Origin of the sequence: Roseateles aquatilis (genome assembly GCF_002205645.1) — a bacterium.
GTDB lineage: Bacteria > Pseudomonadota > Gammaproteobacteria > Burkholderiales > Burkholderiaceae_C > Roseateles > Roseateles aquatilis.
Genome location: NZ_NIOF01000003.1, coordinates 180,476 through 204,377 on the forward strand (window position 1 = coordinate 180,476; position 23,902 = coordinate 204,377).

The 23,902-nt window shown below is 68.8% G+C and carries 24 protein-coding genes; 4 read left to right on the forward strand and 20 right to left on the reverse strand.

All coding sequences use genetic code 11. The features are described 5' to 3' along the window. Positions 1 to 87 precede the first annotated feature (87 nt). The 15 genes from CDN99_RS09085 to flgB all read right to left on the reverse strand — a co-directional run bounded on the left by CDN99_RS09085 (position 88) and on the right by flgB (position 16,483). On the reverse strand, positions 88 to 1,377 hold the full coding sequence (locus CDN99_RS09085; protein ID WP_088384544.1) for a type II toxin-antitoxin system HipA family toxin: 1,290 nt from the start codon (positions 1,375 to 1,377) through the stop codon (positions 88 to 90). Beyond that, on the reverse strand, positions 1,367 to 1,699 hold the full coding sequence (locus tag CDN99_RS09090) for a helix-turn-helix domain-containing protein (protein ID WP_158218794.1): 333 nt from the start codon (positions 1,697 to 1,699) through the stop codon (positions 1,367 to 1,369). The genes CDN99_RS09085 and CDN99_RS09090 overlap by 11 nt, the downstream gene beginning before the upstream one ends. An 87-nt stretch (positions 1,700 to 1,786) precedes the next feature. Further along, positions 1,787 to 4,336: a sensor histidine kinase gene (locus CDN99_RS09095; protein ID WP_158218795.1), complete on the reverse strand. Its 2,550-nt coding sequence runs from the start codon at positions 4,334 to 4,336 to the stop codon at positions 1,787 to 1,789. A gap of 207 nt (positions 4,337 to 4,543) precedes the next feature. Continuing rightward, positions 4,544 to 5,689: an HDOD domain-containing protein gene (locus CDN99_RS09100; protein WP_088384547.1), complete on the reverse strand. Its 1,146-nt coding sequence runs from the start codon at positions 5,687 to 5,689 to the stop codon at positions 4,544 to 4,546. Positions 5,690 to 5,702: 13 nt separating this feature from the next. Beyond that, entirely contained in the window at positions 5,703 to 6,950 is a 1,248-nt protein-coding gene (flgL, locus tag CDN99_RS09105) for a flagellar hook-associated protein FlgL (RefSeq protein WP_088384548.1), read from the reverse strand. A gap of 35 nt (positions 6,951 to 6,985) precedes the next feature. Continuing rightward, the gene (gene flgK / locus CDN99_RS09110) at positions 6,986 to 8,962 is read right to left on the reverse strand and encodes a flagellar hook-associated protein FlgK (protein WP_088384549.1); all 1,977 of its coding nucleotides are present in this window, start codon (positions 8,960 to 8,962) and stop codon (positions 6,986 to 6,988) included. A gap of 42 nt (positions 8,963 to 9,004) precedes the next feature. Next, a complete protein-coding gene (gene flgJ / locus CDN99_RS09115) occupies positions 9,005 to 9,892 on the reverse strand; it encodes a flagellar assembly peptidoglycan hydrolase FlgJ (RefSeq protein ID WP_088384550.1) in 888 nt (295 codons plus the stop codon). 1 nt (position 9,893) lies between these two features. After that, positions 9,894 to 11,048: a flagellar basal body P-ring protein FlgI gene (locus tag CDN99_RS09120; protein ID WP_088384551.1), complete on the reverse strand. Its 1,155-nt coding sequence runs from the start codon at positions 11,046 to 11,048 to the stop codon at positions 9,894 to 9,896. Between the two features lie 46 nt (positions 11,049 to 11,094). Continuing rightward, positions 11,095 to 11,817 (reverse strand): flagellar basal body L-ring protein FlgH, encoded by a 723-nt coding sequence (locus CDN99_RS09125; RefSeq protein WP_238139437.1) that lies wholly within the window; start codon positions 11,815 to 11,817, stop codon positions 11,095 to 11,097. A 67-nt stretch (positions 11,818 to 11,884) separates the two neighbouring features. Then, a complete protein-coding gene (gene flgG, locus CDN99_RS09130; protein ID WP_088384552.1) occupies positions 11,885 to 12,667 on the reverse strand; it encodes a flagellar basal-body rod protein FlgG in 783 nt (260 codons plus the stop codon). Positions 12,668 to 12,715: 48 nt separating this feature from the next. After that, complete coding sequence (flgF, locus tag CDN99_RS09135) at positions 12,716 to 13,444, reverse strand: flagellar basal-body rod protein FlgF (RefSeq protein ID WP_088384553.1); 729 nt, start codon at positions 13,442 to 13,444, stop codon at positions 12,716 to 12,718. Positions 13,445 to 13,469: 25 nt separating this feature from the next. After that, positions 13,470 to 14,873: a flagellar hook protein FlgE gene (gene flgE, locus CDN99_RS09140; protein ID WP_088384554.1), complete on the reverse strand. Its 1,404-nt coding sequence runs from the start codon at positions 14,871 to 14,873 to the stop codon at positions 13,470 to 13,472. 71 nt (positions 14,874 to 14,944) lie between these two features. After that, positions 14,945 to 15,604 (reverse strand): flagellar hook assembly protein FlgD, encoded by a 660-nt coding sequence (locus CDN99_RS09145; protein ID WP_088384555.1) that lies wholly within the window; start codon positions 15,602 to 15,604, stop codon positions 14,945 to 14,947. 36 nt (positions 15,605 to 15,640) lie between these two features. Then, positions 15,641 to 16,057: a flagellar basal body rod protein FlgC gene (flgC, locus tag CDN99_RS09150; protein ID WP_088384556.1), complete on the reverse strand. Its 417-nt coding sequence runs from the start codon at positions 16,055 to 16,057 to the stop codon at positions 15,641 to 15,643. Between the two features lie 36 nt (positions 16,058 to 16,093). After that, positions 16,094 to 16,483 (reverse strand): flagellar basal body rod protein FlgB, encoded by a 390-nt coding sequence (gene flgB, locus CDN99_RS09155; protein ID WP_088384557.1) that lies wholly within the window; start codon positions 16,481 to 16,483, stop codon positions 16,094 to 16,096. A gap of 165 nt (positions 16,484 to 16,648) precedes the next feature. On the opposite strand from flgB, the gene flgA reads away from it, so the two are divergent. The 3 genes from flgA to CDN99_RS09170 all read left to right on the forward strand — a co-directional run bounded on the left by flgA (position 16,649) and on the right by CDN99_RS09170 (position 18,343). Next, positions 16,649 to 17,452 carry a flagellar basal body P-ring formation chaperone FlgA gene (gene flgA / locus CDN99_RS09160; protein ID WP_088384558.1) on the forward strand — a complete coding sequence of 268 codons (804 nt, stop codon included), beginning with the start codon at positions 16,649 to 16,651 and terminating at the stop codon, positions 17,450 to 17,452. A 120-nt stretch (positions 17,453 to 17,572) separates the two neighbouring features. Beyond that, positions 17,573 to 17,890 (forward strand): flagellar biosynthesis anti-sigma factor FlgM, encoded by a 318-nt coding sequence (gene flgM, locus CDN99_RS09165; protein ID WP_088384559.1) that lies wholly within the window; start codon positions 17,573 to 17,575, stop codon positions 17,888 to 17,890. 63 nt (positions 17,891 to 17,953) lie between these two features. Next, a complete protein-coding gene (locus tag CDN99_RS09170) occupies positions 17,954 to 18,343 on the forward strand; it encodes a hypothetical protein (protein WP_088384560.1) in 390 nt (129 codons plus the stop codon). Between the two features lie 255 nt (positions 18,344 to 18,598). Here the strand turns inward: CDN99_RS09170 and CDN99_RS09175 are convergent, their stop codons facing one another. The 3 genes from CDN99_RS09175 to kefF are packed head-to-tail and all read right to left on the reverse strand — an operon-like array spanning position 18,599 to position 21,565. Beyond that, positions 18,599 to 19,039, reverse strand: a complete 441-nt coding sequence (locus tag CDN99_RS09175) for a DUF1841 family protein (protein WP_088384561.1) — start codon at positions 19,037 to 19,039, stop codon at positions 18,599 to 18,601. Between the two features lie 25 nt (positions 19,040 to 19,064). After that, positions 19,065 to 20,933, reverse strand: a complete 1,869-nt coding sequence (gene kefC, locus CDN99_RS09180) for a glutathione-regulated potassium-efflux system protein KefC (RefSeq protein WP_088384562.1) — start codon at positions 20,931 to 20,933, stop codon at positions 19,065 to 19,067. Continuing rightward, the gene (gene kefF, locus CDN99_RS09185) at positions 20,933 to 21,565 is read right to left on the reverse strand and encodes a glutathione-regulated potassium-efflux system oxidoreductase KefF (RefSeq protein WP_088384563.1); all 633 of its coding nucleotides are present in this window, start codon (positions 21,563 to 21,565) and stop codon (positions 20,933 to 20,935) included. The genes kefC and kefF overlap by 1 nt, the downstream gene beginning before the upstream one ends. Before the next feature lie 61 nt (positions 21,566 to 21,626). Here kefF and CDN99_RS09190 point away from each other — a divergent pair, with 61 nt between their 5' ends. Continuing rightward, on the forward strand, positions 21,627 to 22,256 hold the full coding sequence (locus CDN99_RS09190) for a ParA family protein (protein WP_088384564.1): 630 nt from the start codon (positions 21,627 to 21,629) through the stop codon (positions 22,254 to 22,256). Positions 22,257 to 22,284: 28 nt separating this feature from the next. On the opposite strand, the gene CDN99_RS28630 is transcribed toward CDN99_RS09190, so the two are convergent. Continuing rightward, positions 22,285 to 23,124 carry a hypothetical protein gene (locus CDN99_RS28630; RefSeq protein WP_088384565.1) on the reverse strand — a complete coding sequence of 280 codons (840 nt, stop codon included), beginning with the start codon at positions 23,122 to 23,124 and terminating at the stop codon, positions 22,285 to 22,287. Continuing rightward, positions 23,114 to 23,821 carry a hypothetical protein gene (locus CDN99_RS09200; protein ID WP_141100715.1) on the reverse strand — a complete coding sequence of 236 codons (708 nt, stop codon included), beginning with the start codon at positions 23,819 to 23,821 and terminating at the stop codon, positions 23,114 to 23,116. Before CDN99_RS09200 ends, CDN99_RS28630 begins: the two co-directional genes overlap by 11 nt. Positions 23,822 to 23,902 lie beyond the last annotated feature (81 nt).

A 23,902-nucleotide genomic window follows, 5' to 3' on the forward strand; every position in this document is an offset into this window, starting at 1 on the left:
CGCTGCTCCCGATGCCATGAATCCCTCAGGGGTGATCGGGCATTGTCACCGAATTGCCTCCGGGGGGATTCCCGGGGTTGCGGGTGGTCACAAGTGGGGCGGACGACCGGTGCGCTCGTCGCGATGGGATTCCGGGATGCGCTGAACACAAGGGGCGAGCGCGCTTGTCGTCATCGCGTCCAGTCCCCGATCACGACAGCACGCGGTCCAATGATCGAGGGCAGCCTCCTCAACGTCGCGGATGATCTCGATCGCGGAGGTCGCGTCCAGATCGAAGCTGTCGATCGAGGACAGCATGTTCTCTCGTGTCGCCCAAGCGCCGACATCGCCGACGCCGAGCGCGAGCTGGCGGACCTTCGGCGGGCGCGGCGCCGGGACGATGTCGTAAGCCGGGGAGAGGCGGAAGGTGTCGGGTCTTGCCTCGTCGGCGAGCACCCCGTGATTGCGGTCGTGATCGTCGCCGTTGCCCACGACGGCGTTGAACACCATGCGGCGGAAGAGCGCGCGGCGGTCGGTCGTGCCGCGGGTGGACAGCCGGCCCAGTTCCCGGGCCAGGCGGGGGTACGAGCCGAAGAAGCTGTATTGCGGGGCACCGCCCTCGTGGCCGTTGGCGAGCAGCGTGCGCGCACTCAGGAAGGCATCTCGGGTCCACCCGCCGGCACGGGGAGACCGATCGAAGCGCCGGACCAGCAGCACGTCGGTGTCGCCGACCGAGACGACCTCGTGCCCGGCGACGTCGATGCCGCAGTGGCCGGCGAGATCAAGTGCCGCCGCCTCGACCCGCGCCATCGGAAGATCGGGTGCATCGCGACGGGAGGGGAACTTCACTAGCCATTGCCGATCTCCATCGACGATGGTGATCTTCGGGCGAGCGCCACCCAGTCCCGTGTTGGGCAGCAGCTGCCGAGCCAACTCGGGTGGCAGCGGGCGATGCAACTCCAGCGCCGCGATGGCGCGGCATGCGTCAGGCAGCCACGATCGATCCCAGGGGTCGAGCCACTCGGGGCGCTGGTCCGCGGCGCCGCTGAATGCCAGATGGCCGACATGGTCCTGCTGCGACTTGAGCAAATAGTCGACCGGGGAATCCTGTCGACCGTAGGCACGGTCGATCACGTAGCGGCCCCAATCGTCCGGCGATGCATCCGCGATTGCGCCGAAGAAGCCTTGCAGCCCGGTGGTGACCTGCGCCGAGCCGCTCAGCGGCAGTGCGATCGGGTCGATCGGCAGCGCATCATCGCGCTCAAGATAACGACGTCCGTAGACGAACGTGCCTTGCGCCTGTCCGTTTGCCGTGAGCTCATGCGTGAAGCGGCCGCACAGCGTGGGCTCGATGTCGCCAGGCAGAAAACACCAGACGAAGGCAGTCCTAGAAATCATTGTCGACAGCCTTCCTTACCCGCACGCGACGACCGTGCGCGCCAAGTTCGAGCGTCAACCCGGTCTGATCCAAACCTGCATCCGCCACCACGTCCATCTCTTGATTCAGTCCCATGGCCCACAACGCGCGCAGGTAGGCGCCGAGGCTGGTGCCCAGATCGCCGCGCTCGATGGCCATGATGGTCTTGACCGAAAGGTCGGCGCGCGCCGCGAGATCCTCCAGCCGCCAGTTCCGGCGGGTCCGAGCCGCGCGCACGCGCGCGCCCAGCGCCGCCGACTGCGCGATGAGCTGGTCCGGGTAGGGCTTGACAGCGGTTCTCACAGGGATGTCCTCGAAAGAAGGACATGTTAAGTTGTTGGCTTAATTAAGGATCTTACTTCCAGTAAAAATCCTTAATAAAGGAGTTTTTCACAACGCCTCCAGCAGCTGCACCCCCGGCGGCCACAGGCTCAACGCGCAGACGACGCGGTCGCCGTCCTGCGTGAGGTCCAGCAGCGCGCTGCGGCGCGGCAGCAGCGCGCGCACCAGGCCCAGGCCGGAGACGCCGCCGCGCACCTGCGCCAGGTCGAAGCCGGGCGGCAAATGCCCCTGGTTGACGATGCGCAGCTGCACCTGCTCCGGCTCGAACAGCAGCTCGCAGTGCACCGACGCGTCGCCGCCGTGCTTCAGGGCGTTGGTGAACAGCTCGTTGAGCGTCAACGCGATGGGGATGGCCTCGGCCTCCGGCAGGCCCCAGCGGTGCGACTGCTCCGCCATGCCGCCGCCGATGTCGACCAGGATCTCCCGCCCGAACATCCGCTGCACCGAACCCATCACCGCCTCGACCACCTTGCGCAGCCGCAGCGGCCCGGACATGCCCACCTGCAGCCCGTAGACCTGAGCGATCGCCTGCACCTGGCCGACCGCCTCGTTGATGACGGTGCGCACCTCCGGCCGCCGCGCCGCGATCTGCTGCAAGAGCCCGGCCACGCCTTGCAGGTTGTTCTTGATGCGGTGGTGGACCTCTCGCACCAGCAGCTCGCGCTGCGCGATCGCGGCTTCCAGGCGCGCGGCCTCCTGCGCGCGCTGCTGCGTCACGTCGCTGGCGACCAGCAGCAGTTGCTCCGCCTCCAGGTCGCCGCTCGCGTCGTTGACGCCGGACAGGTGCAGCAGCCGCGCGTCCCAGATCCGGGCTTGGCCGCGCACGTTCAACCGGTACTCGCGCTGCAGCACCTCGCTGCTCTGGAGCGCGAACTCCATGTCGGCCCGGATCGTCTCCGCCTGCTCGGTGCCGAAGAGCGCCTCGGGGCTCGCGCCCAGCAGTTCCTCCTCCGGCCGACCGGCCAGCGCCGCCGCGGCCTGGTTGATCTGCTGGACCTGCAGCGTCTTCGCGTCATGCAGGCTGATGGCGATCGGCGCGGCTTCGATGATGCGGCTCAGCGAGGCCTGCGCCTGCTGGCTCTGCGCCTCGGCCTGCCGGCGGCGCTCGATGTCGAGCAGCGCATAGGTCAGTTGCCGCGACCCGCCCGCGCCATCACCCGCCCCGCTGCCGGTCACCACCGCATTGCCGACGACCCAGAACTCGCGCCCGTCGCGCGCGACCACGCGGCATTCGAAGGTCTCGGCCTGGCCCTCGGGCAGCTCGTCCAGGTACTGCGTCTGGCGGAACGGGTGGTCCGGCGCCTCGGTCGCGACGCTGCTGATCGGTTGGCCGGCGAATTCCGCCAGGTCGCCGCCGAACATCCGTCGCGCCGACCGGTTCATCCACTCGATGCCGTGCCGGCCCACCGTCACGATGCCCACCAGCACGGAGTCCAACACCGCGCGCTCGCGTTCGGTTTGCAATTGCAGTGACTGTTGCAGCAGCTCGTTGCGCGCCTGCGCCTGCTGGTGGTCGGTGATGTCGACCGTCAGCACCGACGTCGTGCGTTGGCCGGAGGCGAGCTGGCCGATCTCGACCCGCGTCATCAGCCAGCGCAGCCCGTGTTCAGGATGGCGGACCGCGTAGCGCGCGACCGTGGGCGTGGCCTGCTTCAGCGCCTGCTGGAGCTTCTCGTACTCGGCGCGCGATTCGGGCTCGACCATGTCGCGGTTGACGCCCTGCAGCGCCGGGGCCGGTTTCGGGCCGTTGTCGTTGCCGGCATCGGACGAGGGCGCGGACGACGGCGCGCCGGTGCCGGGGCGCGACCAGCCGGCCTCCTGCTGGAAGGTGGCCAGGCCCACGCCGGCGGTGTCCATCAGCGTCTGCAACTGCTGCTGGGCGAGTTCCAGGTCCTGTTCGGCGCTGCGGTCTTCCAGCATCACCAGCGTGCGCGGCCGCGACCACGGCCCGCTGAGCCGGCGCGCGCGCACCCGCATCCAGCGGCGGCCGCCGCCTGCCTGCGCGACGAGCGCCTCACGCTGCGATTCCTCGCCCGGGCCCGGCGGCGGCACGGCGATCAGCGTGCGCCACTCCGGCGGCAACTCGTGCAGGCTGATCGGCATCTGCGGGCTCAGCCGCCGGCACAAGGTAGCGAACGCGCCGTTGAAACGCAACAGCAGCCCCTGGTCGTCATGCATCAGCGCCGGCAGCGGGCACAGGTCCAGCCACTGGTCGATCTCCGATTGCATCCGGTCGGCGCGCTCGCGGGCGGCCAGTTCGGTGCTGTGATCCTGCAGCAGCGCCAGGCCCAGGTCGCCGCCGTCCAGCGGATGCACCCAGGCTTGCAGGAGGTGTTCGCGGCCTTGGTCGTCGACCAGTCGCAGCTCCTGGGCCTTGCCGCTGGGCAACAGCCGCCGGCCTTTCAGGGAGACCTCGCCCATCAGGTCCTGCAGCCGTGCGTTGATCAGCAAGACCTGACCCCGCGCGTCCAGCACGAAGGCGGGCCAGGGGCCGTCCCACAGACCGGCGAGCAACTCGGGCAGATCCAGCGCGCGCGCCTTCAGCAGGGCGCGCAGCGCGTCGAGGTCGGGAGAGGCGAGGGGCAGTTGGGACGACACCTCGCGAGTGTAGGGAAAAGCGCCGGTGCCGGGCATCGGGCATGGCGCATCGAACGACGGGCGCTCGGCGTCCGTCGGGCGGTGATCGGATCGGCCGCGCATCGTCGCGCATGAGCGCGGTGGGGCCCATGACAACGGCCCCCGCGAGTCGGACTCGGCGGGGGCCGTGGCGGGCGGGATCCGCGGGGTGCGGGACCCTGTGCCTGTTTACTCCAGTTGCGCGGCCTTGTGCAGCGCGCGCAACACGGCGTGGTTGACCTCGTCCGCGCCCAGCATCAGCGTGTCCAGCGCGGCGCGGACGTCGAAGACGGATTCGTCCTCGATCGCCTGCACCAGCTGCAGCGCGCCGTGGTACGGGCCGGTCTTGTCCACCAGCGCCTGGCGCACGCGCTCCGGCACCGGAATGGACTGCAGCAGTTTCTCGAACGGCTGCTTCAGCATGTGATCCAGCAGGGAGAACAGGCCGCAGATGAACATCTCGTCGCGGACCTCGGAATCGCCCATGCCCTTGGACAGCTCCTCCATGACCAGGCCGCGACGCAGCGCGCCGAACATGACCGGGCGCATCGCATGGTCCTTGCTCGCCGTCGCCAGCAGCAGCGCCAGCCAGCGGCGCAGTCGCGCGTAGCCCAGCAGCATGATCGCGTGACGGAACGACGACACCTCGACCGACAGGCCGAAGGCGGCGGAATTCATGTAGCGCAGCAGCTTGAACGCCAGGCTGGGATCGCGCTTGAGCGTCTGCTCCAGGCGCTCCACGTCCTCGCCCTGGTCGACGCGCGACATCAACTCGACGATCACCTGCAGGTCCGCCTGCGCGTCGTTGCGGGCGGCCGAGGCCGGCGGGGCCTCGAAGTCGCCATGCACCGTCCAGCCCAGCACGCCGGCGGCGCCGCCGTCGAAGGCCTGCTTGAAGTCCGCGGCGCTGCGCGCTCCGGCGACCAGCACCGACTTGCCCGCCGGCAGCGGACCATTGGCCAGGTCCGGCAGGTCCAGCACCAGTTGCTTGAAACCGGCCGCGTCGGAGCGCCCCTTCAGCAGCGCGCCGCGCGCTTGCGCCTGGGCGGCGAGCTCGGCGTCCGACAGCAGGAAGGCTGGCACTTCGATGCGCACGTTGGCCGGCAGCGGGGCCGCCAGCAGACCCTTCAGCAAGCCCTCGTGCGCGACGTTCAGCTGCACCGCCTTGGTCGGGAAGGCCTCGCTCAGCGCGGCGAGCAGCTCGCCCGCGTCGGGCGACCCCTCCGGGCGAAGCGCGAACACCGTGACGCGCGTGGCCTCGATGTCGAGGGACTTGGAAACCAGGGGCGCGTACCCCAGGGCCAATTGGCCCAACACGGCGTGGGTCGAGTTCATGCGGATCGGCGCTTCAGTTGTTGATGTACTGGAACAGCGACATGCGCTGCACCATCGAGTAGGTCTTCAGCGCCGCATCGTAGCCCGTCTGCTGGTTCTGGAAGTCGGAAATGCCCTGCGTCATGTCCAGGTCCTCTGCGGCAGATTGCTCAGCCTGGTTGTAAACCTTCAGCGTCTGCAGGCGGGACTCCGATCCGTCCAGGTTGTTCATCTGCTCGCCGACCTGGCTGCGCACGTTGGTCAGGTTGCCGGCCACCGCGTCCAGGTCGCGCAGGTTCAGCAGATTGGCCTGCGTGACCTCGGTGCCGGTGCGACCCGTGGTCTTGAGCGATTCGATGGTGCGGTCCAGCACGTCGAAGAGCTTCAGGTCGTTGGTCGACGGCTTGGCGGTGAAGGTGTCGCCGTCCGACGGCGCGCCGGAGATGGTCATCGCCATGCCGTCGAACTTCACCGTGTTGCCGGTGCTGAAGTTGTCGCTCGCGACGGGCACATGACCCTGCGTTTCGTTGAACACCGTGTAGGTCTGCGACGGCGCGGTGCCGCTGATGACGATGCTGTAGCTGTCGCCGGTGATCGCGGTGGGGTCGGTGACGCGGCCGGCGTCGACCCAGCCGGTCGCGGACTTGTTGGTGAGCGCGTTGGGTGCCACGCCGGTCTCGAAGGTGCCGTTGCCGCTGCGCGCCTGCTCCCAGGCCATGCGGCCGTCGACGCTGAGCGGGTAGTTCTCCAGGTTGCCGGTGCTGACGTTGCCCGACACGCCCTCGAAGCCCACGCCCCCGCCGATGCGGTTGCCCGCGGCGTCCCGTTGCACCGGGTTGTCGAGGAACGGCGTGCCGTTGGTGCCCTGGCCGGAGAACAGGAAACCGCCGGCGCCGTCGCTGCGATTGGCGATCGACAGCAACTGATCGCGCAGGCCCTGGATCTTGGTGGCCAGGCTCTTGCGTTCCGGGTCGCTGTAGCTGGCGTTGCCGGCGGCGAGCATGGTCTCGCGGATCTGCTGCATCAGCTCGTTGGCGTCGCCCAGCGCGCTTTCCGCCAGCGTCATGCTGTTGCGGCTGGCGTCCAGCGCGCGCTGGCTGGCGTCGACCTGGCCGATGGAGGTGCGCGCGCGTTCCGCGCGGGCGGCGCCGGTGGGGTCGTCGCTGGCGCGCTCGACGCGCTTGCCGGAGGTCAGGCGCTGCTGCGCGTCCTGCATTTCCTGTTGACGGCGCTGCAGCGTGGCGATGCTGGCGTCGAACATGTTGGCGGTGGAGAGTCGCATGGGTCGGTCCCTCTAGATCGATGACGTCGCGCCGCTCAGCGGCCGACGACGCTCAGCAATTGGTCGAACAGGCTTTGCGCGGCCTGCAGCATCTTGGCCGCGGCCTGGTAGCCCTGCTGGAACTGCATCAGCTTGGCGGCTTCCTCGTCGAGGTTGACGCCGGCCTGGCTGGAGCGGGTGGCCTCGGCGTCGCTGGCGACCGAGGTCGACACCTGCGCCAGGTAGTCCGCGCCCTGCACGCGCGAGCCGATGTCGGCCATCGCCGCGGCATAGGCCTCGGTGACGGTCTGGCCGCGCGAGGTCGTGCCGTCGGCCTGCAGCTGCTTGCCGACGAAAGGCGTGGTCTGCAGCGCCAGGAAGGCCTTGGCGTTGCCGTTGTTGGTGGAGACCACCTTGTCGGACACGTCCAGCGCGATCTTGTCGCCCTCGCGCGGCACGCCGTTCATGCGCAGCTCGAAGCCGAGGTCGACGCCGTTGGCGGGATCGTTGCCGATCGCGCCGCCGGCCTTCCAGGTGCCGCTGACGCTGGTGTTGTCCGACAGCGTGATCGTGTAGTTGATGCTGTTGTCGGCGTTGACGGTGCCGAACTGCACCGTCGCCGGCTGCTTGCTCTTGTCGAACTTGGCATTGACCGCGTACAGCGAGTCGACCGTGGCCGTGCCCTTGTTGTCGATGCTGGTGGTGGCGACGATGGGCGAGGCCGCGGCCAGGCCGGCCGGATCGTCCAGCGCGCGCTTGAAGCTGCCCGCCGCGCCGGCCACCGGTTCGAGCAGGAAGCTGTCACCCTGCTGCATGGTGCCGGTCATCGACAGGCTGATGCCGTAGGCGGCCTTGATCTGGTCGTTGGACATCAGCGTCGGCTGACCGCCCGGCCGCACCGCGATCTGGTAGCTGTCGGGCGTGCCGGTCGGGTCCGGCGTGATCGTGAAGGACAGCGCCGGCACCAGCGCGCCGTCGCTGACGGACGCGGTGACGCGCGCGTCGCCGCGGTTGGTCACGGCCGGCAGCACCGTCGGATTGGCGATCGTGAACAGCGGTCCGCCGGCCTGCGCCTTCAGGTCGACGCCCAACTTCTGCTGCTCGTTGACCCGCGTGGCCAGCGCCGTGGCCATCTGGCCCAGCATGTTGCGGGCGTCCTGAAGATGGGTGTTCTGGTAGCGCAGCAGCGCCGTCAGCGACCCGCCGGTGAGCGTGCTGTCGTCCAGCACGCGCGTGCCGCTGGCGTCGCTGATCGACAGCTGCGCGCGGGCGCCGTCGTAGGGGTCGGGGGTGACCTTGAGCTCCTGCGCCTGGCCGCCCAGCACGAGGCGCTGGCCGCCGCCGATGAACACGCCGACGGTGCCGTCCCGCGCGTTGTCGACGGTGGTGACCTGCACGTACTGGCTGAGCTGCGAGACCAACTGGTCGCGCTTGTCCAGCAGGTCGTTGGGCGTGTGGCTGGTGCCGGCGGTACGGGCGATCTGGTCGTTGGCGGCGGCGATCTGCTTGGCCAGTTCATTGACCTGCTTGACGTTGGCGTTCAGGTCGCTGACGACGCCGGACTGCAGGTCGGCCAGTTGCTGGCCCGCGCTCTGGAAGCGCGCGGCCAGATCGTTGGCCTTGCCCAGCACCACCTGGCGCGCGGATGGGTCGGACGGGCGGCTGGCCACGTCGACCAGCGCGTTGAGGAAGTCGTTGGTCGCCTGGCCCAGGCCGTCGGAGCCGGTCGGGAACAGCTTCTCCAACTGGCCCAGCTGCGATTGCATGGAGGTGTCCATGAAGGCCTGCGACTTGGCGGCCGCGGCTTCACGGGTGAGGAACTCGTTGTGGGAGCGGGTGACCGTCTCCACGTTGACGCCCTTGCCGAAGTAGCCCGCGCCGGTGAACTGGCCCTCGGGCGTCGTCAGCACCACGTCCTGGCGCGAGTAGCCCGGGGTGTTGGCGTTGGCGATGTTCTGCCCGATGGTCTGCAATGCCGCCTGGTTGGCGAACATCGCGCGCATGCCGAGCGAGAGCAGCGGAGAGGTACTCATGGGCTCCTCCTCAATCCTTCCTGTGCCGGCTCAGGCGCGCGCTCACGCCATCGCGCGTTGCACGCGCATGGTCGTGTTGATGGTGCGCGCCAGCTTGCTGGCGTACTCGGGGTCGGTGGCGTAGCCGGCCTTCTGCAGGCCCTTGGCGAAGCCCTCGGCGTTGCCGGTGTTGGCCTTGGCCACCACGTCGCGGTAGCGGTCGTTGTTGCCGATCAGCTTGGCGTAGTCCTTGAAGGCTTCCTCGTAGCTGCCGTAGGCGCGGAACTTGGCGGTGACGCGCGTGGGCTTGCCGTCGACGTACTCGGTGGTCTGTACCTCGGCGACCTTGCCGCTCCAGTTGGCGCCGGCCTTGATGCCGAAGACGTTGAAGCTGGTCGAGCCGTCCTTGTTCAGGATCTCGCGCTTGCCCCAGCCGGACTCGTGCGCGGCCTGCGCGATCATGAAGCTGGCCGGGATGCCGGTCTGCGCCTGCGCGGCCTTGGCGGCGCCGTCGTGCTTGAGGATGAAGTCCTGCACGTGGGGCTGCACGTTCTTGACCGCGAGCTGCGGCAACTGCGTCGTGGCGGCGGCGTTCTTCGCGCTCGGCAGCTCGCCGTCCTTGACGCCGAGCTGGCGCTGCAGGTGGCGCTCGATCGCCTGCGACAGCCCGCCGGGCAGGCCGGTCAGCTTGCCGGCGTACTGCTGGTCCAGCATCTCGGAGCCCATCTGCGTGGCCGAGTTGTCCAGCATGCCGGAGCTCATCGTGGCCTGGCGCATGCTCTTCATCACCTCCTGCATGAAGAGGGACTCGAACTGCCTGGCGGTTTCCTTGATCGCGGCCTTGGGATCGCGCGACGCGGTGGACTTGAGCTGCTCGACCGAGCGCGTGTCCGCGCTCAGGCCGTTCATGCCCATGCCCAGGGTGGTGCTCAGCGGGGTGGAGAGGGCCATGTCAGATCACCTCCAGCTCGGCCTGCAGGGCGCCGGCGCTCTTCATTGCCTGGAGAATGGCCAGCAGGTCCTGCGGCGTGGCGCCCAGCGTGTTGAGCGCCTTGACGACGTCGTTCAGGCGCGCGCCGGCCGGCAGCTGGATCAGCGAGCCGGGCTCCTGCTTGATCGAGATGTCGGTCTTCTCGGTCACCGTGGTCTGGCCGCCCGACAGCGCATTGGGCTGGCTGACCTGCGGCGTGCTGGTGATGGTCACCGCCAGGTTGCCGTGCGCCACCGCGCAGGGCTGCAGCGTGACCGCCTGGTTCATCACCACGGAGCCGGTGCGCGCGTTGATGACGATGCGCGCGGCGGGGATCTCCAGGTCGAAGGGCAGGTTTTCCATGTCGGCCAGGAAGGCGACGCGTGCGTCCGGCGCCAGCGGCACGCGCACCTTCACGACGCGGCCGTCCAGCGCCATCGCGGTGCCGTCGCCCTTGGCCTTGTTGATCGCCTTGGCGACCGCGCGCGCGGTGCCGAAGTCGGAGGCGTTCAGGTCCAGCTGGAGGTATTCGTTCTGCTGCAGCGGCGTGGGCACGCTGCGCTCGACCAGCGCGCCGCCGGGGATGCGGCCGGCGCTGAGGTGGTTGATCTGCACCTTGGAGCCGCCGGCCGACGCGCCCGCGCCGCCCACCACCAGGTTGCCCTGGGCGATGGCGTAGACCTGGCCGTCCGCGCCGCGCAGCGGCGTGGCGATGAGCGTGCCGCCGCGCAGGCTCTTGGCGTTGCCCATCGAGGACACCACCACGTCCAGCGGCTGGCCGGGCTGCGCGAAGGGGGGGAGGGACGTGGTGATCATGACCGCCGCGACGTTGCGCGGCTGCATGGTCACGCCGGGCGGCAGCAGCACGCCGAACTGCTGCAGCATCGCCGTCATGCTCTGGCCCGTGAACGGGGCCTGGGTGGTCTGGTCGCCGGTGCCGTCCAGCCCCACCACCAGGCCGTAGCCGGTCAACGGGTTGGAACGCACGCCTTGCACCGCCGCGACTTCCTTGATGCGCGTGGCCTGGGCCGGGGTGGCCGCGGACAACAGCGCCATCAGGCTCAGCAGGCCGGCCGCCAGTTGGCGGGCGGAGCGGGAGGAGCGGCGAAGGAAGAGGGGGAATGTGGTGGGGTACATCTCGGTCACACGGTTGGCAGACTCGTGTGGCCGATTGTGGGGAAACTTAAATGGGCGAAAGGTTCAAGAAGAAGCGGGATAGCCAGCCAATTCCATGCGCATCGGCGGTGGCGCCGCGACCGCGCTGCTCGACCCGGACATTGGCGATCGCGGTCGAGGCGACGGTGTTGCCCTGGCGGATCGACTGCGGGTCGACCTGGCCGTAGAAGCGCAGCACGTCGACGTTGTTGTTCACGCCGACCTGCTTCTCGCCCGAGATCAGCAGGTGGCCGTTGGGCAGCACGCCGGTGACCACGGCGGTGACGGTGCCGGAGAAGTCGTTGGTGTTCTCGTTCGTGCCCTTGCCGGTGCTCTTGTTGGACGAGGAGCCCGACACCTCCGCGCGGCCGTTGGCGAACGAGTTCGGCGCGAAGCCGGGGATGGCCGTCACGCCGGCCGCCAGCGCGCCGGTCTTGTCCAGCTCGGAGCTGGACTTCTGCGAGGCGCTGACCTTCTCGACGATCTGCACCGTGACGATGTCGCCGACCAGTCGGGCGCGATGGTCCTCGAACAGCGGGCGGTAGTTGGCGTTCTGGTAGATCGCGCCGTTGTTGGCGGCGGCCGGGATCGGCTCGGGCATCTTGACGACCGGGGCCGGCTGCATGTCCACGCGCGGCTGCGGGTACATGGCGCCGCAGGCGCCGAGCATCGCGGCGGCGGCGGCCGGGGCGGCCAGCCGGGTCAGGCCGGCCAGGCCGGCCAGGCGGGAGGTGACGAGGGACAAGGTCATGAACAACTCCTTGGATCTCAGGAACGGGGGGCGCGGGGCGTCGCGGCGGACGGCGACGCTGGGGGCATCAGATCTGCGACAGCTTCTGCAGCATCTGGTCGGTCGTCTGGATCGCCTTGGAATTCATTTCGTAGGCGCGCTGGGTCTGGATCATCTGCACCAGCTCCTCGACCACGTTGACATTGGACGTCTCGACGAAACCCTGCTGCACCGTGCCCAGGCTGTTGGTGCCCGGCGCGCCGGTCTGCGGCGTGCCCGAGGCGACGGTCTCGGCGTAGAGGTTGCCGCCCAGCGAGTCCAGCCCCGGCGGGTTGATGAAGTTGGCCAGTTGCAGCTGGCCCAGCGTGGTCGGCGTGGTGCTGGCGGCGGTGGTCACGCTGACGGTGCCGTCGGCGCCGATGGTCAGCGACTTGGCGTCGGCCGGCACGATGATGCCGGGCAGCACCGTGTTGCCGTTGTTGGTCACGACCTGGCCGTTGGCGTCGAGCTGGAAGCTCCCGTCACGGGTGTAGGCGGTGGTGCCGTCCGGCATCTGGATCTGGAAGAAGCCGTTGCCCTTGACGGCCACGTCCAGGTAGTTGGACGTCTGCGTCAGGCTGCCCTGCGAGTGGCTGCGCGAGGTCGCCACCGCGCGCGCGCCCAGGCCGACCTGCATGCCGGTGGGCAGCGTGGTCTGCTCGGTGTTGTTGGCGCCGGGCTGGCGCAGGGTCTGGTACATCAGGTCCTCGAAGACGGCGTGCGACTTCTTGAAGCCGTTGGTCGAGACGTTGGCCAGGTTGTGGGAAATGACATCCAGCTGGGTCTGCTGGGCTTCCATGCCGGTCTTGGCGGTCCACAGGGAACGAAGCATCGGTAACTCCTAATCCGTTGACTGGGCGAGCAGCGCGGCGCTCCGCGGTCAGCTGTCGGACAGCAGCTTGGAAGCGGCTTGTCCATGGGTCTGGGCGATCGAGAGCAATTTCATCTGCTGCTCGAACTGGCGGGCGGCGGCGATCATGCCGACCATGGTCTCGACGGGGCTCACGTTGGAGCCCTCGAGCGCGCCCGATTGCAGGCGCGCCGCCGGGTCGGCCGGCAGCGGGTCGCCGCCGGCGGCCACGAACAGGCCGTCGTCGCGGCGGGTGAAGCGGCCGTCCTCGGTGACGAGCTTGATGCGGCCGATGTTCACCGGGCGCTGGCCGTCGGCCTTGGCGACCACGGTGCCGTCGTCGCCGATGGAGATGGTGGAGTTGGGGGGCACGGTGATCGCGCCGCCGTCGCCCAGCACCTGCAGGCCGTTGCGCATGCGCAGCACGCCGTCCTGGTCCACGTCCATGGAGCCGGCGCGGGTATAGGCCTCGGTGCCGTCCGGCGCCTGCACCGCCATCCAGGCCTTGCCCTTCATGGCGACGTCCAGGTTGCGGTCGGTCGTGGTGATCGGGCCGGCCGACAGGTCGTGGCCGGTGGTCGTCTCCAGCGCGAAGGCGCGCGTGCTGGCGCCGTCGCCCCGGATGGGCACGGCGCGGAAGGCCTGCAGCTCGGCCCGGAAGCCGTTGCTGTTGGCGTTGGCCAGGTTGTTGGACAGCACGTCCTGGCGAGACATCGCCGCCTGCGCGCCGCTCATCGACAGGTAGATCATGCGGTCCATGGCCGGGTCTCCTCAGCGGGCGCGATCAGCGCAGGTTGACCAGGGTCTGGAGCACCTGATCCTGGGTCTTGATGGTCTGCGAGTTGGCCTGATAGACGCGCTGCGCGGTCATCATGTTCACCAGCTCCGAGGTCAGGTCGACGTTGGATTCCTCCAGCGCGCCCGGCGTCAGCGAGCCCAGGTTGCCGTCGCCGGGCACGCCCACGACCGGATCGCCGGACGCGTTGGTGCGCGACCAGACGTTGCCGCCCAGCGGTTGCAGGCCCTGCGGATTGCGGAAGTTGGCCAGCTCGACCTGGCCGGCCGGCTTGGACTCGCCATTCGAATACCGGGCGGTGACGATGCCGTTGTTCTCCAGCTTGATGCCGACCAGTTGGCCCGGCGCGTAGCCGTCCTGCGTCAGGTCGGTGACGGCGAAGTTGGAGCCGTTTTCGGTCGCGCTGCGCAGGTCGAACTTGATGCCCTGGACCGACGGATCGGACGGGTCGGCGGGCGGCGCGGGGATGGGCAGCGTCGGGGCGCCCTGCGCGTTCGTGCCGGCGGGGATCTTGAGGTTGAGGAAGGTGCTGGGGCCGGGCGACACCGGCTTGCCGCCGGTGGGCAGGAAGGTCATCTGCGTGAACGGCGTCAGCGGATTGCCCTTGGCGGTGCCGTCGTCGGTCTCGATCGGGTTGCCCTGCGCGTCGAACTTCACCGCGCTGCCGTTGGCGGTCAGGTAGACGTTCCAGACGGTGTTGCCGTTGGCGTCGTCGTTGTTGGCGCGCTGGAAGTACATGGTCAGCGCGGTGGGCTGGCCCTTGGCGTCGTAGACCGTCATCGACGTCGCGTTGTTGTACGAGGTCGGGTCGTTCAGCGTGATGCCGGTCTTGTCGATCTTGGCCGAGTTGGGGTCGGCCGGATCGGTCAGGTCGTAGGCGGCGGTCGGGCCGGCGCGGGAGTCCAGGTTGAACTCCATCTTGATGTTGTCGGTGACCTTGGGGTCGATGCCGCCGGTGGGCAGCTTCAGGCCCTGCGCCAGGCCCGGCTGGATCACGCCGTTGGCGTCGGCCGGATAGCCCATCAGCTTGAGCTGGGCGTTGTTGACGATGTTGCCGTCCTTGTCGACCTTGAACTGGCCGTTGCGGGTGTACACCGTCGGGCTCTTGCCGTCGGACACCTGGAAGAAGCCGGCGCCGTTGATGGCCAGGTCCATCGGGTTCTCGGTGATCGAGATGTTGCCCTGCGTGAACTGCTGGGCCACCGTCTGGATCTGCACGCCGATGCCGACGTCATTGGAGCCGGCACCGTTGAGCGAGGCGGCGTACATGTCCGCGAACTCGGCCCGCGACGCCTTGGCGCCGTAGGTCTGGGAGTTGGCGATGTTGTTGCCGATGACTTCCAGGTTCTTGCTGGAAGCGTTCAGTCCGGAGAGGCCTTGTTGGAAGCTCATGGGATGTCCTTGGGCGGTTCAGGCGGGTAAGGCGGTGATGCGGCGATGCGTGGGGGAGGGCGGCCGGGCGGTCAGCCCAGCGAGCGGACCTTGTCGTAGTCGACCAGGCCCGAGTTCTTCAACTCGAGCTGCAACTTCGACCCGCTGGTGTTCACGGCGTTCACCACATCGCGGGTCATGGTGGTGGAGGCCACCGCGGCGCCGCTCTTGGTGGCGGTGACGCGGAAGGTCAGGTTGGCGGTCTCGGTGGCCTTGGAGGCGTCCCAGTTGAAGGTCTGGGCGCCGCTCTTCTGCGCGCCCAGGTCCTGCGTGGAGACCACCGCGCCGGCGCCGTTGAGGATCTCCAGCTTGACGGTGTCGGCCGGGCCGGAAAGCTCGTAGTTCAGCGTGGCCTTGCCGTCCGCGACCGAGACCTTGTTGCCGGGCACGGTCACCGAGCGGCCGACCAGGCTGACGCTCTGCAGCGCCTGCATCTGGCCGAACTGGTTGGCCAGGCCCTGGATGCTGGTGTTGAGCGTGCTGACGCCGGTGACGGTCTGGATCTGCGCCATCTGCGTGGTGACCGCGGCGTTGTCCATCGGGTTCATCGGGTCCTGGTTCTGCAACTGCGCGACCAGCAGCTTCAGGAAGCGGTCGGAGGTCTCCTGCGCGCTCGTGCCGGTGGCGCTGGACGCCGCCGTGTTGGAGGTCGCGCCGGTGCTCGAATTGACGTTCAGGTTGGAGAAATCCATGGCGGGCTTTCCGTTCGGTTATTCGGGAGCGGGCGGTCAGCCCTGGCCCATCTGCAGGGTCTTGAGCAGCAACGACTTGGCGGTGCCCATGACCTCCAGGTTGTTCTGGTACGAGCGGGAGGCGGAGATCATGTTGACCATCTCCTCCACGCTGTTCACGTTGCTGTAGGTGACGTAGCCGTCGGCGTCGGCCAACTGGTGGCTCGGGTCGTGGACGCGGCGGCCGGGGGTCTGGTTCTCCTGCACGCCCACCACCTGCACGCCGACGTCGGTCTGGTCGGTGCCGTTCTGCGCCATGACGCTCTGGAACACCACCTGGCGCGCCTTGTAGGCCTGGCCGTCCGGGCCGGCGACGGTGTCCGCGTTGGCCATGTTGCTGGCCACGGCGTTCAGGCGCTGGCTCTGCGCGCTGACGGCGCTGCCGGAGATATGGAAGATGCTGAACATGGACATGACGGGCTCCTGGGCTCGGGTGGGGCGTCAGGCCGCTCAGGCCGCGTTCGGCGACTTCATCGCATCCATCATGGTGCGGATGCTGCCGTTCAGGAATCGCAGCGATGCCTCGTACTTCACCGTGTTGTCGGCGAAGCTGGCGCGCTCGCGGTCCATGTCCACGGTGTTGCTGTCCATGCTGGTCATGGCGCTGAGGCTGTTCTGCAGCGCGTTCTGGGTGCGCTGGGTCAGGGTCTGGTTGCTGTCCGCCGGGCTGGCCATGGGCGAGGTCGCCTCGCGCAGCGCCTTGGCGAAATCCATGTCCCGGGACTGATACCCCGGCGTGTCCGCGTTGGCGATGTTGCTGGCGAGCAGACGCTGGCGCTCCGCCCGCAGGGTCAGCGCCTGGGACTGGAAGTTCATCGCTTCGGTCAGTTTGTTCAGCATTCGTATCTCCTTCGGGACGGCGGGGCGGGGTCCTGGGACGCGCCCTCGGTTTGTCACGTTCGGGCATTGTGGGCAGCAGGCCGGAAAACATGAGCGCGATAAGACGGGTGTTCGCGGCGCATTTCGACGCCATCGGCGACAGGCCGGGCCGTACAGTTCCGTCCCATGTCGACACCCTGCCGCCACACCCACGTGCAAACGCTGCCTGCCTTCCTGGCCGGCGCGCTGCTGTCGGTCTGGCTGATGTTCGGGCTCTGCGGCGAGGCTCGCGCCCAGGCGGCGCCGGGCACGGCGGCGTCGGTGATCGTTCCCGGCAGCGAACCCAGCGGCCTCGGCGCGCTGGACGCCACGCTGGAGCAGCGCCTGCAGGTGCTGGCGATGGCCGGCGCGCGCCAGGTGGCGCCGACGCAGGCCCGCGTGGAAGTCGAGCTGGGCCGTCTGGACCCGCGCCTGCGCCTGGCGCCGTGCGGCCAGATCCAGCCCTACCTGCCGCCGGGCCAGAAGATGTGGGGTCGCACCCGCCTGGGCCTGCGCTGCCTGGCCGGCGTGACCAAGTGGAATGTGACGCTGCCGCTGACGATCCGGGTCTATGGGCAGGCGTATGTCGCGGCCTCCGACCTGCCGGCCGGCACGCTCCTGACTCAAGATCACCTGCGTTTGGCCGAAGTTGATATTGCGGGCGAAGCCGGGGCCATCTATACACAACCGGATGCCTGGGTCGGCCGCCACCTGGCGCGGCCGGTCACCGTCGGCGACGCGCTGCGGTCGTCCGATCTGAAACTGCGCCAATGGGTGCAACCGGGCGACCGGGTGCAGGTCTTGGCGACCGGAACCGGTTATGCCGTGGCCGGGGAGGGCCAGGCGATGGGCGTCGGACTGGAAGGCCAGGACGTCCGTGTGCGCTTCGACAACGGGCGCATGGTCACCGGGCGTACCATCGGTGAACGGCGGGTGGAGGTGCTCCTGTGATGCATGTCACCCTCCAGGTTGTCGGATTTGTGAAGCTCGTCCCTAAAGTCGCCCGCCCGCGGGCCGATATACCGAGTATTGGAAGTGGTCCGGCGTGTGTCGGACCCATGGAGATTTGCCATGAAGATCGGTAATAGCCCTGAACTGAACGCCTACACCAAGCTGAGCAACGAGCGCCCCGGCGCGACCGATGCCGGCCGTGCGCAACCGGGCAAGGCGGGCCAGACGGATGCGGGAGCCCAGGTGGAACTGTCCAGCACGGCCAGCAGCCTGATCGCCGGTGCCGGCTCGGACGAAGGCAGCTTCGACACCGAGAAGGTGCAACGCATCGCCAAGGCCATCGAGGACGGCAAGTTCACCATCAACGCCGATGCGATCGCCGACAAGCTGATCGCCAATGCGACGGAGATGGTGGGCCGCTCGATGCCCTCGCATTGATCGCTGATGAGTTCGGTTAAACCTGAGCCAAAGCGCCCGTAGACGAAGTTTTTCGTTGCCGCCATGACCGCCACGCCCTTGACCTCGACCCCCGCCGACCTGGAGCAACCGCTGCAGGACGTCGAAAGCTGCCTGAACCTGCTGGGCGACGCGCTGCATCGGCGCGACTCGCAGGCGATCGAGTTGCACGCGGCATCGCTGCATGCGGCGCTGGCCCGTGCGATCGAGCAATTCAGCGCGGCGGCCCGTACGGGCACCGTGCCGCAGGGCTTGCGCACCCGTCTGATGCAGGCCGGCGGCCGCGTCGCCGCCCAGCGCGAATCGCTGGCCCGCGCCACCGCGGCGCTGGATCGCGCGATCGACGTGCTGATGCCGGGGGAGTCGACCGGGCTGTACGGCGCATCCGGCAAGAACGAGCGCAAATCGGCGTTGGGTGGATCGATTCAGGCGTAAGCCGGTTCTCTCTCTTGAACGGCGAAGGCCACGCGATGTGCGTGGCCTTTTTGCTTCTTGGGTTTGCTCTTTGCTCTCCGGCGACCGCCTGCCTGCCGGGGCCAGGCGTTGGCCGCCGAGGCATGGGGCCTTGGCCTGCGCCAAAACCCCATGCCTCACCGTCCCCAACCACTCCCGCCCTTCCACGGTTTCGCCACCGAGGACGTCAACCGTTGCGTCCTTTGATGGTTCGGTGACCGGGTGCGTGGTCGGTCGTTATGCGGGTGTCTTGGTCGCCTTGCGCCGCAGGCAATCCAGGTAGGCGAAACCGTCCGGCGGCGTGCCGCTGCGCTGGGACGTCCAGATCATTTCGCCCAGACACTCCATCGCTTCATGGTGCGCCTCGTGCAGCGACTGCCGGCGCGCCGCCAGCAGGTCCAGTGCCTGGCGGACGCCGCGCGGCTGGTCGATCTGGTGCTGCTCGATCAGGCTCAGATGCATGGAAAGGTGCAGGAACGGATTCGTCCTGCCGTCCTCGACGGTGTAGACCGCCGCCAGCGCGGCGGTCTCGTCGGCCAGGTCGTCGTGGTACTCCGGATGCTGGGCGATCCAGTCGGAGGCGATCGCCTCCATCGGCGTGAGCGGCATGCCGTCGCGCTGCTTGCGATAGGTCTGGCAGAAGAAGCGGCGGACCTCGAGTTGGGATGGGGCAAACATAAGTCCGTGATTGTCGCCGGCAAGCTCAAGCCTTGTCCGGCCGGGGCTGCTCGGCGGCCGCGGGGGGCGCCCCGGGCGGGCCGGCCGGTTCCTGCCAGGGTTGTCCGCCGCGGCCGTCGGCGAGCGCGCGGCGCTCGGCCGCCAGCCGTTCTTCCAACTGGGCCTGACCGCGCTTGGACATCGCGATCAGCGTGTCCAGATCGCCCCGGTGCGGCCGCATCCGCTCCATTTGCTCGACGCTGTGGCGGCGGAAGCGCCATGCCAGTTGCCGCGCCGCGTGCGGCGTCCAGCCCAGCTTCTCCAGCACGCTGCGGGCGCTCATCAGCGCCGAGTCCAGCGTCTCGCGCTCGATCAGCTCGACGCCCAATTCGCGCAGGGTGTAGTAGTGCTGGACGTTGCGGGCCCGCGCCACGATGGTCAGGTGAGGGAAGTGCTGCCGGGCGATCTCTGCGATCTTGACGCTGTGCTCGATGTTGTCGACGGCGATGACCAGCACATGGGCGGTCTCTGCGCCGGCGGTGCGCAGCAGTTCCAGCCGCGAGGCGTCGCCCCAGAACACCCGCCATCCGAAGCGCCGCAGGGACTCCACCATGTCCGCGTCGTGGTCCAGCACCGTCGCCGACATCCCGTTCGCGTTCAGCATCCGGCCGATGATCTGACCGTAACGGCCGAAGCCGGCAATGATCACGGGCCGGTCCTGCTGCTCCTTGAGCTCGTGGGGCGACTGCTGCTCCACCTGCCCCGCGCGGCGCTGCGCCCAGGCCAGCAGCGCGGGCGTGAGCGCCAGCGACAGCGCCACCGCCGCCACCAGCACCGAGCGTTGCCCGCTGTCCAGCAGCGTGGCCTGCTCGGCCAACTGGAAGACGACGAAGCCGAACTCGCCACCTTGCGCCAGCAGGATCACGAACACGGCGCGGTCCGCCTTGGGCAGGCCCATCATCCGGGCGAGCACCGCCAGCACCAGGCCCTTGCACAGCCACAGCGCGGCCAGCAGGCCCAGCACGGCGAACGGCCTCTGCCACAGCACCGTCAAGTCCAGCCCCATACCGACGGCGATGAAGAACATCCCCAGCAGCAGGCCCTTGAAGGGCTCCAGGTCGGCCTCCAGGGCGCGGCGGTATTCGCTCTCGGCCAGCAGCACGCCGGCGGCGAAGGCGCCCAGCGCCATCGACAGGCCGACCTGCTGCATCAGCGCCGCGGTACCCAGCACCAGCAGCAGCGAGGCGGCGGTGAAGATCTCCGGCGTGCCGCTGCGCGCGATCCAGCGCAGCACCGGCCGCAGCAGCAGCCGGCCGCCGAGCACGATCGCCACCAGCGCGCCCAGCGCCAGCCAGAGCTTCGCGCTGGAATGGCCGGCCGCCGGGCGGCCCTGGCTGGCCAGCAGCGGCACCAGCGCCAGCACCGGGATGGCGGCGATGTCCTGCAGCAGCGCCACGCTGATGACGCTCTGCCCGGCGCGCGTGTTGCCCAGGTTCTTCTCGCTCAGCACCGCCAGCGCCACCGCCGTCGAGGACATCGCCAGGCCCAGCGCCGCGATCACCGCGGCATGCCAGTCGGCGTCCAGCCAGAACGACGGGATCAGCAGCAGCGCCGCGCAGCCCAGCATCTGCGCCGAACCCCAGCCGAAGATCGGCCGGCGCATCGCCCACAGCCGCTTGGGCTCCAGCTCCAGGCCGACGAGGAACATCATCAGCACGACACCGAACTCGCCGATTTCCAGCACCGTCGCCGGATGGCTGATCAGCCCCAGCACCTGCGGGCCCAGCAGCACGCCGGCGACGAGGTAGCCGAGGATGGAGCCGAGCTTGAGCCCCCGCGCCAGCGGCACCGCGAGCACCGCCGCCGCCAGCAGCACCAGCGGGGTCAGCAGCCAATTGCCATGCGTCGCTTCCATCAGACCGGCACTCCTTCCTGGTTGGCGGGACGCTCGTCGTCGGGGACGGCCTCCTGGGCGGGCTCGGGCTGGCGCTCGCACCATTGGGGCAGTTCGCGCAGCCCCTCGGTGAAGGCCTGCGCGTGGGCCTGGACCTGCGCCGTGTCCGCCTTCTGCGCGCCATGCAGGATCAGCGGCGGCAGGAAGCGCATGCCGCACAGCGCGGCGGTCTGGGCATAGGGCAGCAGGAAGTCACCGACCGGGTGGCGGTTGTAGCCCTCGGCGCTGTACGAATGCGCGCTGCCGCCGGTGGAGCTCACCAGCCACAGGTCCTTGCCGTGCAGCGCGTGGCCCGCCTGGCCGTAGGCGAAGCCGACGCTCAGCACCTCGTCCACCCACAGCTTCATCAGCGCCGGCATGCCGTACCAGTGCATCGGGTGCAGCCAGACCAGCAGCTCGGCGTCGCGCAGCGCGTCCTGCTCTGCCTGCGTGTCGATCGAGTAATCGGGGTAAAGCGCGTACAGGTCCCGCACCCGCACGTTGGGCAGGTCGTGCGCGGCCGACAGCATCGCGCGGGTGATGCGCGAATGGGCCAGGTCCGGATGGGCGGCCAGGATCAGGATGGATGGGGCGGGGCGGGACGGGACGGTCATGGCGGCGCATTTTGCGGTATCGCCTAAGATCCCGCGCACCTCATCGAGGAGAGGAGAGGCCATGCCGGTGATCCTGATCGCCAACCCCAAGGGCGGGGCGGGCAAGAGCACGCTCGCGAGCAACATCGCGGGCTTCCTGGCGCATCGCGGCCATGCCGTGATGCTGGGCGACATCGATCGCCAGCAATCCTCGGCCCGCTGGCTGGCGCAGCGGCCGGCCACGCTGCCGGTCGTGCGCGGCTGGGCGCTGGAGTCGACCGAACAGTTGCGCACGCCCAAGGGCGTGTCGCACGCGGTGCTGGACACGCCGGCGGGGCTGCACGGCAAGAAGCTGTCGCAGGCGCTGAAGGTCGCGGATCGCATCGTCGTGCCGCTGCAGCCGAGCCTGTTTGACATCCAGGCGACCTATGACTTCGTTCGCGCGCTGCGAGACGAGCTGAAGGATCGTCGCGGACCCGAGATCGGACTGGTGGCGATGCGGGTGCGCGACGGGACGCTGTCGCAGCAGCAGCTGCATCAGTTCATCGATCAGCTCGGCCTGCCCTTGCTGGCCGAGCTGCGCGATACCCAGAACTACGTGCAACTGGCCGCGCGCGGCCTGACGCTGTGGGACATCGCCCCGGGCCGCGTGGCCCGCGATCTGGAGCAATGGCAAACGCTGAGCGCCTGGCTGGAGGCGAAGACCGCTTGAGCGTCGGGCCCGCCTGTCGCCCCGGGAGTCAACGGGTCGAGGCCGTCCTCGTCGACGCCTCCGAAGTGGTCAGCCAGACCACCCCCGAGCTGGCTTCGGGCCAGATACCGCCGCCCGTCACCCGGACGTCGATGCGCGCTGAGTCGATGCCGGCATTCGACAGCTCGTCGCGCAATGTCATCACGCGCTGCGTGACTGTCTGCCGCGCGCCGGACTGACGCAGATCAGTCGCGGCCCACACCGTCAGTTGCCTGTCGGCGAGCGTCGACGTCGCCAGCGCCTGCAGTGCCTGCTTCGCGTCGGCATCGAGAGCGACCGCGCCTCGTGTGTACGTGACCTTGAACCCGGGGCTCGTACCAGTCGTCACTGGGGCGATAGTCACCGCTGGCGCGACCGTCGCGCCCGCAGCGGCATGGACGATCAGGCGCACATTCAGCAGTTGCGACGGCGAGAAGCCGGCCTCGTTTCCGGATCGTTCCGCGACACCGCCGGGATCGGCAGGCGCCGCCTCGGATGCCAGCTGAGAGGGATGTTTTGTCGAGGTGGGCGTAGAGGCTGTCGCTCGCTCCCCGGCGGTTGCCGCCTGTTTCGTGGTCACGATCTGGGTGCCCGAGCCCGTCGCAGTGCCAGCGCCAGTGCCAGTGCCAGCGCCAGCGCCAGCGCCAGCGCCAGTGCCAGTGCCAGTGCCACTAGCGGCCGCCGCGGCGTTTTCATTTGCCGTGCGGGCGTACTTGTTGATGGTGAAGCCGGTGGTGGCGATGGCGATGGCGAAGATCGACACGACGAACAGCAGGTTCAGCACCACGTTGATCAGCGCGTCCACGTAGCCGGGCCAGAAGTCTGGCGCGCTGTTGGCGTTAGTCTGCATGAGCAGTCTCCTTCTGAAGAGAAGCCGACAGGATGGGGGAGGGCGCGCGCGGTTCGAGTTTGATCACGACGATGCCGGCGTCCCTGGGACCGACAGTCGGCGCTGTCGAGTCGGCCGGTTGCACGGAGGGACGGATCCCGTCCGCGGCGAAACCCAGATCGAGCAGTGCGTTGCGGACAGCCATGACACGGATGAAGGCGGCTCGCTTCGATGACGCAGGGCTGTCGGCGCGCACCTGGGCCGTGACGGACAGGGCTCGTCCGGAATGAGCGACCAGCGCGGCGCGAAGTGCATCGCGGACGGGCCCATCGAGGGCGTAAGCATCGTGCTCGAACTCGAGAACGATGCGCCCGTCAGCCTTCGACGCGCCCGTCGCGCCTCGCTCGGCGTCCGAAGGCGCCTTGCTCGCGTCCCGCGTCGTGCTCTCGCCCGCGGTGTCCGTTGGCTTGACCATGGGCGCCTTGGTATTGGTCTTGCTAGCGATTTCGGCGCCGTTCGAGGAACTCGCGAGCTTGTTTGCGGTGTTCACTTCTTCAGCCAAGGTCGCAGCGGCCGCGAGAACTTCCGCCGCGCGCGGTCCCATGACGAAGAGGTTGGCGCCCATGAATCCGGTCAGAAGCAGTAGCGTGATCGCCAACGCGGCTGTGGCGCCCACATATCCGGGCCAGACATTCGGGGCCGATGAAGAGGCTTGCATGGGGAGGTGGGGGAGAGGAATGAGGCGGGGCTCGCCCGCGATATCGCAGTCGAGCCCAAGCTTGAGGAAGGAGGCGCCGGT

What these genes read in the sequence shown, in the direction of transcription:
- CDN99_RS09085 (WP_088384544.1), bottom strand. Translation starts at nt 1,377, where the DNA reads ATGATTTCTAGGACTGCCTTCGTCTGGTGTTTTCTGCCTGGCGACATC.
- CDN99_RS09100 (WP_088384547.1), bottom strand. Translation starts at nt 5,689, where the DNA reads ATGAACTCGACCCACGCCGTGTTGGGCCAATTGGCCCTGGGGTACGCG.
- flgL (WP_088384548.1), bottom strand. Translation starts at nt 6,950, where the DNA reads ATGCGACTCTCCACCGCCAACATGTTCGACGCCAGCATCGCCACGCTG.
- flgK (WP_088384549.1), bottom strand. Translation starts at nt 8,962, where the DNA reads ATGAGTACCTCTCCGCTGCTCTCGCTCGGCATGCGCGCGATGTTCGCC.
- flgJ (WP_088384550.1), bottom strand. Translation starts at nt 9,892, where the DNA reads ATGGCCCTCTCCACCCCGCTGAGCACCACCCTGGGCATGGGCATGAAC.
- CDN99_RS09120 (WP_088384551.1), bottom strand. Translation starts at nt 11,048, where the DNA reads ATGTACCCCACCACATTCCCCCTCTTCCTTCGCCGCTCCTCCCGCTCC.
- CDN99_RS09125 (WP_238139437.1), bottom strand. Translation starts at nt 11,817, where the DNA reads ATGACCTTGTCCCTCGTCACCTCCCGCCTGGCCGGCCTGGCCGGCCTG.
- flgG (WP_088384552.1), bottom strand. Translation starts at nt 12,667, where the DNA reads ATGCTTCGTTCCCTGTGGACCGCCAAGACCGGCATGGAAGCCCAGCAG.
- flgF (WP_088384553.1), bottom strand. Translation starts at nt 13,444, where the DNA reads ATGGACCGCATGATCTACCTGTCGATGAGCGGCGCGCAGGCGGCGATG.
- flgE (WP_088384554.1), bottom strand. Translation starts at nt 14,873, where the DNA reads ATGAGCTTCCAACAAGGCCTCTCCGGACTGAACGCTTCCAGCAAGAAC.
- CDN99_RS09145 (WP_088384555.1), bottom strand. Translation starts at nt 15,604, where the DNA reads ATGGATTTCTCCAACCTGAACGTCAATTCGAGCACCGGCGCGACCTCC.
- flgC (WP_088384556.1), bottom strand. Translation starts at nt 16,057, where the DNA reads ATGTCCATGTTCAGCATCTTCCATATCTCCGGCAGCGCCGTCAGCGCG.
- flgB (WP_088384557.1), bottom strand. Translation starts at nt 16,483, where the DNA reads ATGCTGAACAAACTGACCGAAGCGATGAACTTCCAGTCCCAGGCGCTG.
- flgA (WP_088384558.1), top strand. Translation starts at nt 16,649, where the DNA reads ATGTCGACACCCTGCCGCCACACCCACGTGCAAACGCTGCCTGCCTTC.
- flgM (WP_088384559.1), top strand. Translation starts at nt 17,573, where the DNA reads ATGAAGATCGGTAATAGCCCTGAACTGAACGCCTACACCAAGCTGAGC.
- CDN99_RS09170 (WP_088384560.1), top strand. Translation starts at nt 17,954, where the DNA reads ATGACCGCCACGCCCTTGACCTCGACCCCCGCCGACCTGGAGCAACCG.
- CDN99_RS09175 (WP_088384561.1), bottom strand. Translation starts at nt 19,039, where the DNA reads ATGTTTGCCCCATCCCAACTCGAGGTCCGCCGCTTCTTCTGCCAGACC.
- kefC (WP_088384562.1), bottom strand. Translation starts at nt 20,933, where the DNA reads ATGGAAGCGACGCATGGCAATTGGCTGCTGACCCCGCTGGTGCTGCTG.
- kefF (WP_088384563.1), bottom strand. Translation starts at nt 21,565, where the DNA reads ATGACCGTCCCGTCCCGCCCCGCCCCATCCATCCTGATCCTGGCCGCC.
- CDN99_RS09190 (WP_088384564.1), top strand. Translation starts at nt 21,627, where the DNA reads ATGCCGGTGATCCTGATCGCCAACCCCAAGGGCGGGGCGGGCAAGAGC.
- CDN99_RS28630 (WP_088384565.1), bottom strand. Translation starts at nt 23,124, where the DNA reads ATGCAGACTAACGCCAACAGCGCGCCAGACTTCTGGCCCGGCTACGTG.
- CDN99_RS09200 (WP_141100715.1), bottom strand. Translation starts at nt 23,821, where the DNA reads ATGCAAGCCTCTTCATCGGCCCCGAATGTCTGGCCCGGATATGTGGGC.